The organism is Citrobacter sp. Cf072 (genome assembly GCF_030334485.1).
GTDB lineage: Bacteria > Pseudomonadota > Gammaproteobacteria > Enterobacterales > Enterobacteriaceae > Citrobacter > Citrobacter freundii.
Window position 1 is genome coordinate 883,670 of the sequence record NZ_JAOWDX010000045.1, and the last position, 14,855, is coordinate 898,524.

Below are 14,855 nucleotides of genomic sequence, written 5' to 3' on the forward strand. Positions count from 1 at the left end.
CCTTAATACCTGAAATATTACTGTTCAGCTACCGTGTCAGGTGTGTTCAGTTTTGAAGGGAGGACCCGGGCTTTGCTTCCCGGACGAATTCTTTGTAATCCGGACACAATGACCCGATCGCCGGGGCGTAATCCCGCGGTCACTAACCATTGATTACCAACGGCCTTCACTGCGTTTATTTCACGCAGTTGCACTACGTTTTCCTGGTCAAGGATCAGCGCGGTGGCTTTTCCTTGTTCGTTGTGCGTAATTCCTTGCTGGGGGACCATCAACACGTTTTGTTGACTGCCTTCGTCCAGCAACGCAGTGACATACATGCCGGGTAAAATTTCACCTTCAGGATTGGGAAATACGGCGCGCAGGGTTACCGAACCGGTGGTCTCATCAACAGCGGGATCGGAAAACTCAAGCGTACCGGTATGGCGATAGGGTTTGCCGTTTTCCAGCATCAGCTCAACCGGAATTCTGCCTTGTTGCTGGGCAATTTTGCCGTTAGCTTTCTCTTCTTTCAGGCGTAAGAAGTCCTGTACTGACTGCGTTAAATCAACATAGATCGGATCTAATCTCTGAACGGTGACCAGCGAGTTTTCCTGATTGGCAGTAACCAGGGCACCCACGGTCACGGAAGATTTGCCGCTAATGCCATCAATGGGCGAGGTAACATTGGCGTATCGAAGATTGATAGTGGCTTGTTCAAGATCCGCTTTAGCGACGGCAACATTGGCTTGCGCTTCATTAAGCTGTGAACGCGTGGTGTCATAGTCCTGGCGGCTGACGTAATTAGATTGTATTAATGCTGACTGCCGATTTAGTGTCAGACGAACATTATTGGCGGTAGCCTGTGCCTTTGCCAACGCGCCTTTGGCTGAGTCCAGTCGTGCCTGCAGTGGGGCTGGATCAATTTGATACAGTGATTCTCCTTTGCTGACTTTATCACCTTCAACAAAGTTGCGTTTTATGATGATCCCACCAACCTGAGGGCGGATTTCGGCGATCTCGAACGCAAGCGCGCGACCCGGAAGTTCACTTTTAATATTTACTGAGGAGGGGGCTAAGGTAACAACGCCGACCTCGGGCTCCATGGTGGTTTTTACTGCAGGTTTATTATCGCAGGCGGTGATGATGACGCTACTAAAGAATAATGGTATCAACAGTAAGCATTTTCTGTTCATAGTAATCCCTGAATAATGTGTAAACACAAATGTTCTTTTATTGCATGCAGGGTGGGGGAGTTGTCGGTAAATAACAAAAGATGGTCAGGCATGAGAAGGGTAAAGCCCATTTCTTCGCTAAAGAATTAGCGGTTAAAAATTATATGTAACAGGAAGAATGCATGTTAAGCGAAGGATCTCATGAAGCAGGATGGCGCAATAAGATAAACGCGGGGTAATGAGAAGGGTTGTTTGCCAACACCTGACTCCGGAATATAGTCGCGCCATCTTACCTCTGGGATTATTTCACTAGCTCCGGAGTTACCTGAGTTACTGTATTAGCGTAGTAAGGCGCTCCCCACATCGGCTCTGGCCAGAACGCACCGTAACCATAATCCCACATATTATAAGTGGTGTTGACAGACTCAGTTAAATGCCAAACCTGGATACCTTGTAAATCAACTTTAACAAAGTTGTACGGGACTTTGTTGATGAAACCTGACTCATCTCCTTGAATTGTTCCCAAAATAGTCACGAAATGGTTTCTGTAGTTTACCGGATCGAGGAAACCTTTCTGCTGGGCAAGAATACGTCCCTGATAGCTCGCGTCAATTTGTGGCTTAGCAGAGTCGTTCAGTGGCAAAACGGCGATTTCCAGCAACGTATCTTTTTTGGTATTAATCACATTGATGACTTTACCGCCAAAACGGGCCTGCTGACCGGTATATAAACCGGGCTGGTTATGCACGGAGATAAAGTTTTTTTGGATATCGGGTTGATTATTACCTTTGATATTCTCAGGAATGGCGGCACATGATGCCAGGGTGAAAGCAAGGGCAATAATCATCAACCCTTTTGTATTTTTCATTTTACTTTCCTGCTTAAAAAAGACAGGGCTATAGTAAACCTTTGCGTATTATTGTCAGCACACGCATTGTTGATTATCTAAAATTAATATAATTGTAGCTCATGGTAATAACGGATTGTATTTTATCTGGTCGCTGAATGATGGCGATATTTTCAACGACCATAAAAGTAACTGCAGGCATCACGATTTCACGTCACGCTGGCGGGAATGTAATAAAGCGGATCATCAATTTTCGCGGCGCTCATCAACCGACAGAATGACCGCGTTCATTACTCCCGTCACCTAGCCGGTAAGCCAGCGCCACGACCAGTGACTGTACCAGGCACAGCGTCGCTGACTGGGAACGAAACGCGTCGACCTGCGCCTCTTTCACCACAAAGCAGAGATCGCTGAATGTTGCCAGCGGGCTTATCTGGCTGTCGGTAATCACGATCTGGCGCGCGCCGGCATTGGCCGCAGTTTCGCTGACCATCACCGTTTCTTCCGCATAAGGCGAGAAGCTTATCGACACCACGATATCGCGCGCTTTAATGCGGTTAATCTGCTCGCGCAGCATTCCGCCCATTCCGTCGAGCAAAATAGGGCGACACTCAAGATGGCTCAGGGCGTAGGTGAGATAGGCGGCGACGCTAAACGAACGACGTAGACCGGCGATGTAAATGGTGTCGGCTTCTGCCAGCAATTGTACGGCGCGTTCCAGCATTTCAGGTTCGGCACGGGCTGCCAGCTGCTGGAGCGCTTGAGTATTCGAACGGGCGAACTCCTGCAGGATATCGAGTGGGGTTTCCGGCACGGCTTCGCTTTCCATCTCACGGAACATGCGCGCGCGGTCGCTGTAGCTGGCGGTTTCCTCCACCAGGTTCATACGAAACAGCTGTTTCATTTCGTTGAAGCCGGTGAAGTCAAAGGCATTGGCGAAGCGGATCAGCGTTGAGGGTGGAACTCCGGCACGTTCAGCAATGACGGCAACCGTATCAAAGGCCACGCTATTGGTATTATCCAGCACATAGCGGGACACCTGCTGCAGCCGCTTACTCAGGCTATCGTAGCGATCGCGGATTTGCTGCTGCAGCTCGTTCAGGCTGGTTGCTGTTGTCATTTTACCTCCTGGTACATAGTTTTATGATTCTAAACGCAAAACCGCGTCTTTGAAATGTCACTCATTCATCTGGCTGTAAAAACGAAACAAAAGCTTCAGGTTTGCCGTTCGCTGAAACGTTCTGCCAGTGCACGCTAATCATGCGATTCCGCTTGTTAACATAAAAACCCATCCTTGATCACATTAATCATTATTTATTTTATTTCAACTTAAAATGGAATGTTTGTTTCATATATAGTACACAGATAACAGTGTTCAGGTAACAGTCACGTATCAACAGCGAGAGGTTAAGGATGGAGACAGTAGCGAATTTTATCCACGGCGAATGTGTCACCGGTTCAGGCCAGCGCGTTCAGGCAATCTTCAACCCGGCCACCGGCGAGCAGATCCGCCAGGTGGTGATGAGTACGACACAGGAAACCGAGCTGGCCATTGCGGCAGCGCACGACGCATTCCCCGGGTGGGCGCGCCATTCTCCGTTAAAACGTGCGCGAGTGATGTTCCGCTTTAAGGCGCTGTTGGAAGAAAACATGGAGAGGCTGGCTCGCATCATCAGCGAAGAGCATGGCAAGGTGTTCTCTGACGCAGTTGGTGAGCTGACCCGTGGCCTGGAAGTGGTGGAGTTTGCCTGCGGCATCCCACATCTGCAAAAGGGTGAACACTCAGCCAACGTAGGCACCGGCGTCGATAGCCATTCGCTGATGCAACCTCTCGGGGTTTGCGTCGGGATCACGCCGTTTAACTTTCCGGCAATGGTACCGATGTGGATGTTCCCCATCGCGCTGGCAACCGGGAATACCTTTGTGCTGAAACCCTCGGAAAAAGATCCTTCTCTCGCCCTGGCTCTGGCGAAACTGCTGCAAGAGGCGGGCCTACCGGACGGCGTGTTCAACGTCGTACAGGGAGATAAAGAGTCCGTCGACGTGCTGCTGACTGACCCGCGCGTGCAAGCCGTGAGCTTTGTCGGCTCTACGCCGATTGCGGAATACATTTATCAGACAGCGTCAGTCCACGGTAAGCGTTGCCAGGCGTTAGGTGGTGCTAAAAATCACTGCATTTTAATGCCGGATGCCGACATGGATATGGCGACCAACGCCATTATGGGGGCCGCTTACGGCGCGGCGGGTGAACGCTGCATGGCGCTTTCTGTCGTGCTGGCGGTGGGTGATAAAACGGCAGATGAGCTGTGCTCGAGACTGGAAAAACAGATTGCGGCGCTGCGTGTCGGGCCGGGGCTTGATCAGACACCGGAAAACGAAATGGGACCGCTTATCTCCTCGTTACATCGGAATAAAGTGCTCGGGTATATCGACAGTGGGGAATCTCAAGGAGCCAGTCTGCGCGTGGATGGTCGACGTTTTAGCGTTAAAGGCCATGAGCAGGGTTATTTTGTTGGGCCGACCCTGTTTGATAACGTCACGCCGGAGATGACCATTTATAAAGAAGAGATTTTTGGACCGGTGCTTTCTGTGGTGCGCGTAGCAGATTACAGCAGCGCGGTGGAACTGATTAACCGTCATGAATATGGTAACGGCACGGCAATTTTCACACGTGATGGCGGCTGTGCGCGTCGCTTCTGCGAAGAGGTGCAGGCGGGCATGGTGGGCGTTAACGTGCCTATTCCGGTGCCGATGGCGTTCCACAGTTTTGGCGGCTGGAAGCGGTCCATTTTTGGTGCGCTCAATGTTCACGGCAATGATGGCGTGCGCTTCTATACCCGGATGAAAACCGTCACCGCACGCTGGCCGGAGATGCTGCAGGACACAGGGGCAGCGTTCTCCATGCCAACGCTGGGCTGACAGGAGGGTTTATGCAAACCGAACGTATGACCATGGCTCAGGCGCTGGTCAAATTCCTTAATCAACAATATATCTGTGTCGATGGCGTGGAAACGCCCTTTGTCGAGGGGGTCGCCACCATCTTTGGTCACGGTAATGTGCTTGGCATTGGCCAGGCGCTGGAGCAGGATCCCGGTCATTTGCAGGTGATGCAGGGATGTAATGAGCAGGGAATTGCGCACATGGCGACCGGATTCGCCAAACAGCATCGGCGCCAGCGTATTTTTGCCGTGACGTCATCGGTTGGGCCGGGAGCTGCAAACATGGTGACCGCAGCGGCAACCGCGACGGCGAACCGTATTCCTCTATTGCTGTTGCCAGGCGATGTCTACGCCAGCCGTCAGCCGGACCCGGTATTGCAGCAAATTGAGCAATACCATGACCTTGGCATCAGCACCAACGACTGCTTCCGCCCGGTCTCGCGTTACTGGGACCGGATTAACCGCCCGGAGCAGTTAATGAGTGCGATGCTAAACGCGATGCGAACGCTTACTGACCCCGCAGATACTGGTGCGGTGACCATCTGCCTGCCACAGGATGTACAGGGAGAAGCCTGGGACTATCCACAGAGTTTCTTTGCGCGCCGCGTTCATATGATTGAACGTCGACCGCCCGACCTACAGCGTCTGGCGATGGCGCGAGCGCTGATTGCCCGCAAACGCCGTCCGCTGGTGGTATGCGGCGGCGGGGTACGATATTCCGGCGCGCATGAGGCGTTTCGTACGTTTGTTGAAACGCTGCAACTGCCGTTTGCCGAAACTCAGGCCGGAAAAGGCGCACTGGTTAGTGACCACCCACTTAACCTCGGAGGCATTGGGGTAACTGGAGGGATGGCAGCGAATCAGCTCGCACCGCAAGCCGATCTGGTGATCGGCATCGGTACGCGCCTCACCGACTTTACCACCGGTTCGAAAGCGCTGTTTTCTCATCCGGAGGTTGAGTTCCTGCTGCTGAATGTGGCGGAGTTTGACGCGCTGAAGCTTGATGCCACCGCGCTTATCGCCGACGCCCGTACCGGGCTGACGGCGTTAACTGAAACGCTGAAAGACTACCGCAGCGGTTGGGGGAAGGAGGTCACGCAGGCGCAAGAGGCCTGGCGCGATGAGTGCCAACGTTTATGGGATCGCGACTGGCGTCCCGACGACGAACCCGAAGTGGCAGGGCATCTTGACGCTCAGCTGGCGGAATATGGCGACACGCTAAACACCCGGTTGACCCAGACGAAGGTGCTGGGACTTATCAATCAGCACATTGAAGATAACGCTATCGTCGTGGGGGCCGCTGGATCGCTGCCTGGCGATTTACAGCGTATCTGGCAGGTCAAAACCCCGGACAGCTATCACCTGGAATACGGCTACTCCTGTATGGGCTATGAAATTGCGGCTGCTATTGGAGCCAGGCTGGCGAAGCCACGGCAGCCGGTTTATGCCATGGTGGGGGATGGCTCATACATGATGCTGCATTCCGAGCTACAAACCGCAGTTCAGGAGGGGATAAAAGTCACTATCCTGTTGTTTGATAACGCCAGCTTCGGGTGCATTAACAACCTGCAGATGGGGCATGGGATGGGGAGTTTCGGTACGGAAAACCGCCACCGCAACCCGCAAACCGGACGGTTAGATGGACCGTTGGTGAAGGTCGATTTTGCCAAAAACGCGGAAAGCTACGGCTGTCGGGCATGGCGCGTACATGACGAGCAAAGTCTGCTGGCGGCGCTGGAAGCCTCCCGTGTGCATTCAGGGCCTGTGCTGCTGGATATCAAAGTTCTGCCGAAAACCATGACCCACGACTATGCCTCCTGGTGGCGTACTGGCGATGCGCAGGTGGCAGACTCTCCGTCGGTGCGAAAAGCGGCTGAGCAGACGTTTGAGCAGGTGAAAAACGCACGTCAGTACTAAAAGCGATTAATGCCGGATGGCGCTGCGCTTATCCGGCCTACAGCGGATTCTACCTCCTGGCCGGATAAGGCGTTAGCGTCGTCATCCGGCAACCTGCGACAACGAAATTTTCATTTCATTTTTCCTTTCTCTTCATCCATCACCTCCTTCCTGAACGGAAGGAGGGCCAATTTCTTCATCTTTCCTGTCTTTATGTTGTGATATTGATAACAAATTTTATCTCGATCATCTCAAAAGTGTTAACTTGCACCCAAAAACATAATTTTCACTATTTATAAAAATGAAATAAATGTTTTATTTAAAGGGTCGTTAGTTCATCGCATTCACCAACACCGGGAGCCGTTATGTTTAACATTGCTTTACTGGGCGCTGGCCGAATTGGCCAGGTACATGCAGCTAACATTGCCAGTCACAGTGCTACTACCCTCTGGTCGGTCGTCGACCCGAATCAGGAATTTGCCACTCGTCTTGCCACACAGTACCAGGCTCGTTTGCAAAGCCTGGATGAGGCGATGACGGACCCTAACGTTCACGCCGTGCTGATTGCCTCCGCGACCGATACCCACGCGGATCTGATTGAAATGGCCGCACGCCACGGCAAAGCCATCTTCTGTGAAAAACCGGTCCACCTGGATCTGGCCCGTGTACGCGACTGCCTGAAAGTGGTCAAAGAGTACGACGTACCGTTGTTTATCGGTTTCAACCGCCGCTTCGATCCGCAGTTTCGCCGCGTGAAAACTGACGCACTGGCCGGGCGTATCGGTAAACCGGAATCGCTGCTGATCATCTCCCGCGATCCGTCGCCGCCGCCTGCGGAATATGTGCGTGTGTCCGGCGGTATGTTCCGCGATATGACCATCCACGATTTTGATATGGCGCGCTTTATCATGGGCGAAGAGCCGGTTTCGGTGTATGCCCAGGGCAGCAATCTGGTGGATCCGGCGATTGGCGAAGCGGGCGATATCGACACCGCGTTCATCGTACTGAAATATGCCTCCGGCGCGATGGCGACCATCGTCAACAGCCGCCGTTCTTCTTACGGATACGATCAGCGCCTTGAGCTGCACGGCTCTGAAGGGCTGCTGTGCGCGGGCAATATTCTCGAAAACCAGGTGCAGCATTACGGCAAACAGGGCTGCACCAGCGCGTTACCTGAACACTTCTTCCTGCAGCGTTATAAATCGGCCTATGCCGCGGAATGGGAACACTTTGTTGCGGTACTGCGCGGCGAAGCGGTCCCTGATTGCAGCGGGGACGATGGCGAGCGTGCGCTGTATCTGGCGGATAAAGCGCTGGAGTCACTGCATAGCCAGCGTGAAGTTCTCCTCTGATTGTCACCACAACCTACCCTACACAGAGAGACATAATAATGAAAAAACTGATCTTAGCTGTCCTCATCGCCATGACATCCGGGGCAGCCATTGCTGAAAACGAGCAAATTGTTTTCAGTACGCCAAACCTGGCGATGCCATTTGAAGTTCACATGCAGCGCACGGCGGTGAAAGCCGCAAAAGAGATGGGCGTGAATTTACAGGTCCTGGACGGGCAGGGTAGCTCGCCAAAACAGGTCGCTGACCTTGAAAACGCCATAACTCGTGGCGCACAGGGCTTTATTGTTTCACCGAACGATGTCAACGCGGTATCCAGCGCGGTAGATGAAATTCAGGATGCGAAACTGCCCGTGGTCACGCTCGACCGCTCCGTTGACAGCCAGAAAAAAGTGCCGCACTTCGGCGCGAACAACTACAAAGGCGGCCAGGCGATTGGCGACTTTGTCAAAACCAAATTCCCAGACGGGGCAGACATTATTCTGCTGACCGGCCAGCCAGGCTCCTCCTCCAACATTGAACGTACTAAAGGTATTCGCGACAGCCTGAAGGCGGGCGGTGAAAAGTACAAGATCGTTGCCGATCAGACGGGTAACTGGATGCGTTCTGAAGGGATGCGCATTGTTGAAAGCGTGCTGCCTTCGCTGCCGAAACGCCCACAGGTGATCCTCTCCGCTAACGACGATATGGCGCTGGGCGCGATTGAAGCGTTACAGGGGCAAGGACTGAAGCCGGGTGAAGTTCTGGTCACGGGATTCGATGCCGTGCCGGAAGCACTGGCGCGTGTGCGCGACGGTTGGCTGGCAGTGACGGCGGATCAACGTCCTGGCTTTGCGGTGAAAACGGCCATGAGCCAGTTGGTGAATAACGTCCGTGAGAAGACTGCGATCACCGGGGCTGACTACCCGCCAACGCTTATCACTAAAGAAAATTTGCAGCAGGCTGAGCGTATCGGTGAGGCCGGTAACTGATATGTCCGGAGCCGCCGTTACGGCGGCTCACTCTAAAGGAGGAGCAGACCGATGTCGCAACCCTTACTGAAAGTGACCGACCTGGCGAAAAGCTTTTCCGGCGTTTGGGCGCTGAGCAGCGCACAACTGACTGTCGGAGCAGGCGAAATTCATGCGCTGTTAGGTGAGAACGGTGCCGGAAAATCGACCCTGCTGAAAGCGCTGGCGGGCGCACAGCCGCAAACACGCGGGGATATTTGGTTCAACGGCGAAACATTGCCGGTAGAAGACTCTCCGGTTGAGCGGCAGAACAAGGGCATTATCACGATTTATCAGGAATTTAATCTGCTGCCCAATATGACCGTCGCCGAGAATATGTTCCTCGGACGCGAACCGCGTAAACGCAATCTGATTGTGGACGAAAAGGCGGTAAATCAGGAGGCGCAGGTGATTCTGGATTACCTGCAACTGAACGTTGCGCCAACCACGGCCGTGGCCCGACTGAGCGTGGCGCAGCAGCAAATGGTGGAAATTGCGCGGGCGCTGACGTTGAACGCGAAGCTGATCATCATGGACGAACCTTCCGCCGCGCTGAGCGACAGCGAAGTAGAAAGTCTGCACCGGGTGGTGCGGGAACTTAAAGGGCGTGGCGTGAGCATTATCTACGTCACCCATCGCCTGCATGAAGTTTTTCAACTCTGCGACCAGTTCACCGTTTTTCAGGATGGACGATTCACCGGGAATGGCGCGGTTGCACAGACCACCGTAGAACAGCTGATCCGCCTGATGGTGGGGCGCGATGTGGCCTTTAATCGCCGCCCGGCCAGCGAAACTCACCATGAAGATAAACCTGTGCGTCTGGCGGTGAAGGGGCTTAACCGCGAAAAACCGCCGCTGGATCCGCATGGCATCGCGCTGCACGACATTAGCTTCCACGTGCATGCTGGCGAAGTATTAGGTATTGCCGGACTGGTGGGTGCCGGGCGCACCGAAGTGGCCCGCTGCCTGTTTGGCGCCGACGGTTTTACCTCCGGCAGCTTTGAACTTGATGGCGTGCCGTATCAGCCGCGCGATCCGCTGTTTGCGCTGGATCAGGGGCTGGCGCTGGTACCGGAAGATCGTAAAAAAGAGGGTGCAGTGTTGGGGCTGTCGATCCGCGACAACCTGTCGCTCTCCAGCCTGTCGTCACTGCTGCACTGGCGCTGGTTTGTGAATACCCGCAAAGAAGATGCCCTGATTGAGTCTTACCGCCAGGCGCTGCAGATCAAAATGGTCAACAGTGCGCAGGAGGTGCGCAAGCTCTCCGGCGGAAACCAGCAAAAAGTGATCCTCGCGCGCTGCATGGCGCTTAACCCTCGGGTGTTGATTGTGGATGAACCGACGCGCGGCATCGATGTTGGCACCAAATCAGAAGTCCATCAGGTGCTGTTTGATATGGCGAAAAAGGGCGTGGCGGTGATTGTGATCTCCTCCGATCTGCCGGAAGTCATGGCGGTTTCCGATCGGATCATCACGTTGAGTGAAGGCCGGGTGACTGGCGAGATCCACGGCGATGACGCCAACGAAGAGCGGCTAATGACGATGATGGCCATCAACCATAACGCCCTGAATGCGGCATAACGGAGTGACTCATGACGCAGATTATTTCTAAAACGCAGGTTCCAGCCAAATGCGGTGGACGTCTTGATCCCATTGCCTTTTTTGAGCGCTTTGGGGTGCTGATTTTTATGATCCTGCTGCTGATTTTCTTTCAGTTGCAGAACAGCAATTTTCTTTCTGAACGCAACATTTTCAACATTCTGACCGAAGTCTCCATCTACGGGATCATGGCGGTGGGGATGACGTTTGTCATTCTGACTGCCGGCATCGATCTGTCGGTGGGCTCTATCCTGGCGGTCTGCGCTATGACCGCCGCGTATGTGATCAAGGGCGACAACTTCACCACAGTCGATCCGAACGCCTGGGGCGGCATGAGCTGGCTGATTGGTCTTGGTATCTGTATGGCGATGGGCACCGCGATTGGTTTTCTGCATGGCCTCGGCGTGACCCGCCTGCGTCTGCCGCCGTTTATCGTCACCCTCGGCGGGATGACCATCTGGCGCGGCCTGACGCTGGTGATCAACGACGGCGCGCCGATTGCCGGTTTCGACGCGGGATACCGCTGGTGGGGACGCGGCGAGCTGCTCGGCATTTCGATTCCAATCTGGATCTTTGCTCTGGTCGCCATTGGCGGTTACCTGGCACTGCATAAAACCCGCTGGGGGCGCTTCGTATACGCCATCGGCGGCAACCCGGAGGCGGCGCGTCTGGCAGGGGTCAACGTGAAGCGCGTGCTGGTGAGCGTCTACGTGCTGATTGGCTGTCTGGCGGGGCTGGCGGGCTTCATCCTCAGTGCGCGTTTAGGCAGTGCGGAAGCGGTCGCCGGGATCTCTTTTGAGCTGCGCGTCATCGCTTCGGTGGTCATTGGCGGCACGTCGCTGATGGGGGGCTACGGACGCATCGGCGGCACCATTATCGGCTCGATCATCATGGGCATCCTGATTAACGGTCTGGTGCTGATGAACGTCTCGGCTTACTACCAACAAATTATTACCGGCTTAATTATCGTTCTGGCGGTGGCGTTCGATACCTACGCCAAGAGCCGTCGCGGCGCACTGTGAGGATCATGATGAAAGAGGTTCGTATTGGATTGATTGGCACCGGGTATATCGGCAAGGCGCATGCTATCGCCTATGCCCAGGCCCCGACGGTGTTTAACCTGCGCGGCAAACTGGTGCGCGAGATGGTGGCGGAAGTCACGCCGGAACTGGCGGCAGAGCGGGCGCAGGCGTTTGGCTTCAATCGCTCAACCGGAGACTGGCGTGCGCTGGTGGCCGACCCGGCCATTGATGTCGTGGATATTTGCTCTCCCAACCATCTGCATAAAGAGATGGCGCTGGAAGCGATTCGCCATGGCAAGCATGTGTACTCGGAAAAACCGTTGGCGCTGAACGCCCACGACGCGCGTGAAATGGTTGAGGCCGCACAGCGGGCAGGAGTGAAAACCCTGGTGGGGTTCAACTATATGAAGAACCCAACGGCGCAGCTGGCGAAAGAGATCATTGAGCGCGGCGAAATTGGCGAGGTGATCCATTTCTACGGCACCCACAACGAAGACTACATGGCCGATCCGCTTGCGCCGATCCACTGGCACTGTTTTAAAGAAACGGCGGGGCTGGGGGCACTTGGCGATCTGGCGGCGCATATCGTCAATATGGCGCAGTACCTGGTTGGCGATATTCATCAGGTCTGCGGCGACCTGAAGATCGTGGTGCCACAGCGTCCGGCGCAAGTCGGTTCCTCGCAAATGGTGACGGTAGAGAACGAAGATCAGGCCCACGCAATGGTGCGCTTTGCAGGCGGTGCGCAAGGGGTGATTGAAACCTCCCGCGTCGCCTGTGGCCGCAAGATGGGGTTGTCGTATGTGATTACCGGGACCAAAGGAACCATCAGTTTTACCCAGGAGCGCATGGCTGAGCTGAAGCTCTATTTGCATGACGATCCGGTCAACCGCCAGGGGTTTCGCACTTTACTGGTTGGTCCGGTGCATCCGGACTACGGCGCGTTTTGCATGGGAGCCGGGCATGGTATCGGTTTTAACGACCAGAAAACTGTGGAAGTGCGCGACCTGGTGGACGGCATTGCCGCCGATGCGCCGATGTGGCCGGACTTCGAAGAGGGCTGGAAGGTGTCGCGTGTGCTTGACGCTATCGCACTCTCGCACCTGGAAGGCCGCTGGCTGAATGTGAACGATATTGTCTGAAGAGGTATCAACGTGGAAAAGCAGTTTGATGTGATATGCATGGGCCGCGTGGCGGTTGACCTCTACAGTCAGCAGATTGGCGCACGCCTGGAAGATGTGTCGAGCTTTGCCAAATATCTTGGCGGATCGTCCGGCAACGTGGCCTACGGAACGGCGCGACAGGGACTGCGTTCATCAATGCTGGCGCGGGTTGGCGACGAACATATGGGGCGTTTCCTGCGTGAAGAATTAAATCAGGTAGGCTGCGATACCAGCCATCTGATTACCGATAAAGACCGCCTGACAGCGCTGGTGCTACTCGGCATTAAAGACCGGGACACCTTCCCACTGATTTTTTACCGTGATAACTGCGCGGATATGGCGATTACCGCCAGCGATGTTGATGAACAGTACATCGCTTCTGCTCGTTGTCTTGCCATCACCGGGACGCATCTTTCTCATCCGCAAACCCGCGAGGCGGTGTTGACGGCGCTCGCCTACGCCCGGCGTCACGGCGTGCGCACGGCGCTGGATATCGACTATCGCCCGGTGCTGTGGGGGCTTACATCCTTAGGCGACGGCGAAACACGTTTTATCGCCGCCGATCAGGTCACCCGTCAATTGCAGGAGGTGTTGCATCTTTTTGATGTGATTGTCGGCACCGAGGAGGAGTTTCATATCGCGGGCGGCAGTACCGATACGCTGCAGGCGCTGTCGCAGGTTCGCGGCGTGAGTAACGCGACGCTGGTCTGCAAGCGCGGTGCGCTCGGTAGCTCGGTGTATACCGACGCGATCCCGGCCCGGCTGGACGATGGCCTGACGGTGACAGGCGTACGCGTGGAGGTGCTGAACGTGTTGGGGGCGGGGGATGCGTTTATGTCCGGCCTGCTGCGCGGCTACCTCAACGATGAGGGATGGGAGCAGGCGTGCCGCTATGCTAATGCCTGCGGTGCGCTGGTGGTATCTCGTCACGGCTGTGCGCCGGCGATGCCGAGCAAAGTTGAGCTAGATGATTATCTTTCTCGTGCTGCGGAGGTTCCGCGTCCGGATCTTGACCCGCGTCTAAACCATCTGCACCGCGTCACCACCCGTCGCCGCGAATGGCCGGAACTGTGCGTGATGGCTTTCGATCACCGCAGTCAGCTTGAAGAGATGGCGCTACAGTGCGGCGCGTCTTTGAAGCGTATTCCGGCATTGAAACAGCTTATTTTGCAGGCCAGCCGTGAAGCGGCCAACAGCGCCGGGCTGGAGGGCAAGGCCGGGCTGCTTTGCGACGGTACGTTTGGTCAGGATGCGCTGAATTCGATAACCGGAGAGGGCTGGTGGATAGGTCGCCCTATCGAACTGCCGGGATCTCGCCCGCTGGAGATGGAACACGGCAATATTGGCTCGCAGCTCATCAGTTGGTCGCAGGAACATGTGGTGAAGTGTCTGGTTTTTTTCCATCCGGAAGATGCCCACGCGTTGCGTCTGGAGCAAGAACAGAAAATCGCCGAGGTGTACCGCGCCTGTTGCCAGTCTGGTCATGAGCTGCTGCTGGAGGTGATTTTGCCGGCCAGTATGCCGCGCAGTGATGAACTGTATTTGCGCGCTATTTCCCGCTTCTACAACTTAGGGATTTACCCCGACTGGTGGAAACTCCCACCGCTGACTTCTGCTGGCTGGACGGCGTTGAGTGACATTATCGAACGGCGCGATCCGCACTGCCGTGGCGTGGTGATTCTTGGTCTGGACGCACCGGCAGAGCAACTGCGCGCGGATTTCAAAGCGGCTGCGGGTCATGCGGTGGTGAAAGGATTTGCCGTGGGACGCACGCTGTTTGGCGACGCTTCCCGCGCGTGGTTGAAACACGATATTGACGATGCGCAACTGGTGGCGCGCATTAAAGATAACTACCTGCAGCTTATCGCCTGGTGGCGCGAGCGCGGACAAGCATAATTCA

General features: G+C 55.0%; 11 protein-coding genes. 8 read left to right on the top strand and 3 right to left on the bottom strand.

Going from position 1 to position 14,855, the window contains the following annotated elements:
• Positions 1-17 precede the first annotated feature (17 nt).
• The 3 genes from OGX66_RS16555 to OGX66_RS16565 form a co-directional block, all read right to left on the bottom strand.
• Complete coding sequence (locus OGX66_RS16555; protein WP_121540390.1) at positions 18-1,172, bottom strand: efflux RND transporter periplasmic adaptor subunit; 1,155 nt, start codon at positions 1,170-1,172, stop codon at positions 18-20.
• Between the two features lie 280 nt (positions 1,173-1,452).
• Complete coding sequence (locus tag OGX66_RS16560) at positions 1,453-2,019, bottom strand: Slp family lipoprotein (RefSeq protein WP_003839775.1); 567 nt, start codon at positions 2,017-2,019, stop codon at positions 1,453-1,455.
• Positions 2,020-2,263: 244 nt separating this feature from the next.
• A complete protein-coding gene (locus OGX66_RS16565; RefSeq protein WP_003839777.1) occupies positions 2,264-3,118 on the bottom strand; it encodes a MurR/RpiR family transcriptional regulator in 855 nt (284 codons plus the stop codon).
• 293 nt (positions 3,119-3,411) lie between these two features.
• Here OGX66_RS16565 and OGX66_RS16570 point away from each other — a divergent pair, with 293 nt between their 5' ends.
• The 8 genes from OGX66_RS16570 to OGX66_RS16605 all read left to right on the top strand — a co-directional run bounded on the left by OGX66_RS16570 (position 3,412) and on the right by OGX66_RS16605 (position 14,851).
• Complete coding sequence (locus OGX66_RS16570) at positions 3,412-4,917, top strand: CoA-acylating methylmalonate-semialdehyde dehydrogenase (protein ID WP_270921898.1); 1,506 nt, start codon at positions 3,412-3,414, stop codon at positions 4,915-4,917.
• An 11-nt stretch (positions 4,918-4,928) separates the two neighbouring features.
• Positions 4,929-6,854 (top strand): 3D-(3,5/4)-trihydroxycyclohexane-1,2-dione acylhydrolase (decyclizing), encoded by a 1,926-nt coding sequence (gene iolD / locus OGX66_RS16575; RefSeq protein WP_275387959.1) that lies wholly within the window; start codon positions 4,929-4,931, stop codon positions 6,852-6,854.
• A gap of 344 nt (positions 6,855-7,198) precedes the next feature.
• Complete coding sequence (gene iolG, locus OGX66_RS16580; protein ID WP_003845960.1) at positions 7,199-8,185, top strand: inositol 2-dehydrogenase; 987 nt, start codon at positions 7,199-7,201, stop codon at positions 8,183-8,185.
• Between the two features lie 38 nt (positions 8,186-8,223).
• Positions 8,224-9,153, top strand: coding sequence for a sugar ABC transporter substrate-binding protein (locus OGX66_RS16585; RefSeq protein WP_032949851.1), 930 nt, complete (start codon positions 8,224-8,226; stop codon positions 9,151-9,153).
• A gap of 51 nt (positions 9,154-9,204) precedes the next feature.
• Positions 9,205-10,752 carry a sugar ABC transporter ATP-binding protein gene (locus OGX66_RS16590; protein ID WP_057102108.1) on the top strand — a complete coding sequence of 516 codons (1,548 nt, stop codon included), beginning with the start codon at positions 9,205-9,207 and terminating at the stop codon, positions 10,750-10,752.
• 11 nt (positions 10,753-10,763) lie between these two features.
• Positions 10,764-11,792, top strand: a complete 1,029-nt coding sequence (locus tag OGX66_RS16595; RefSeq protein WP_270921895.1) for an ABC transporter permease — start codon at positions 10,764-10,766, stop codon at positions 11,790-11,792.
• Positions 11,793-11,800: 8 nt separating this feature from the next.
• Entirely contained in the window at positions 11,801-12,934 is a 1,134-nt protein-coding gene (locus tag OGX66_RS16600) for a Gfo/Idh/MocA family protein (RefSeq protein WP_270923114.1), read from the top strand.
• Between the two features lie 12 nt (positions 12,935-12,946).
• Positions 12,947-14,851, top strand: a complete 1,905-nt coding sequence (locus OGX66_RS16605) for a bifunctional 5-dehydro-2-deoxygluconokinase/5-dehydro-2-deoxyphosphogluconate aldolase (protein ID WP_286511821.1) — start codon at positions 12,947-12,949, stop codon at positions 14,849-14,851.
• Positions 14,852-14,855 lie beyond the last annotated feature (4 nt).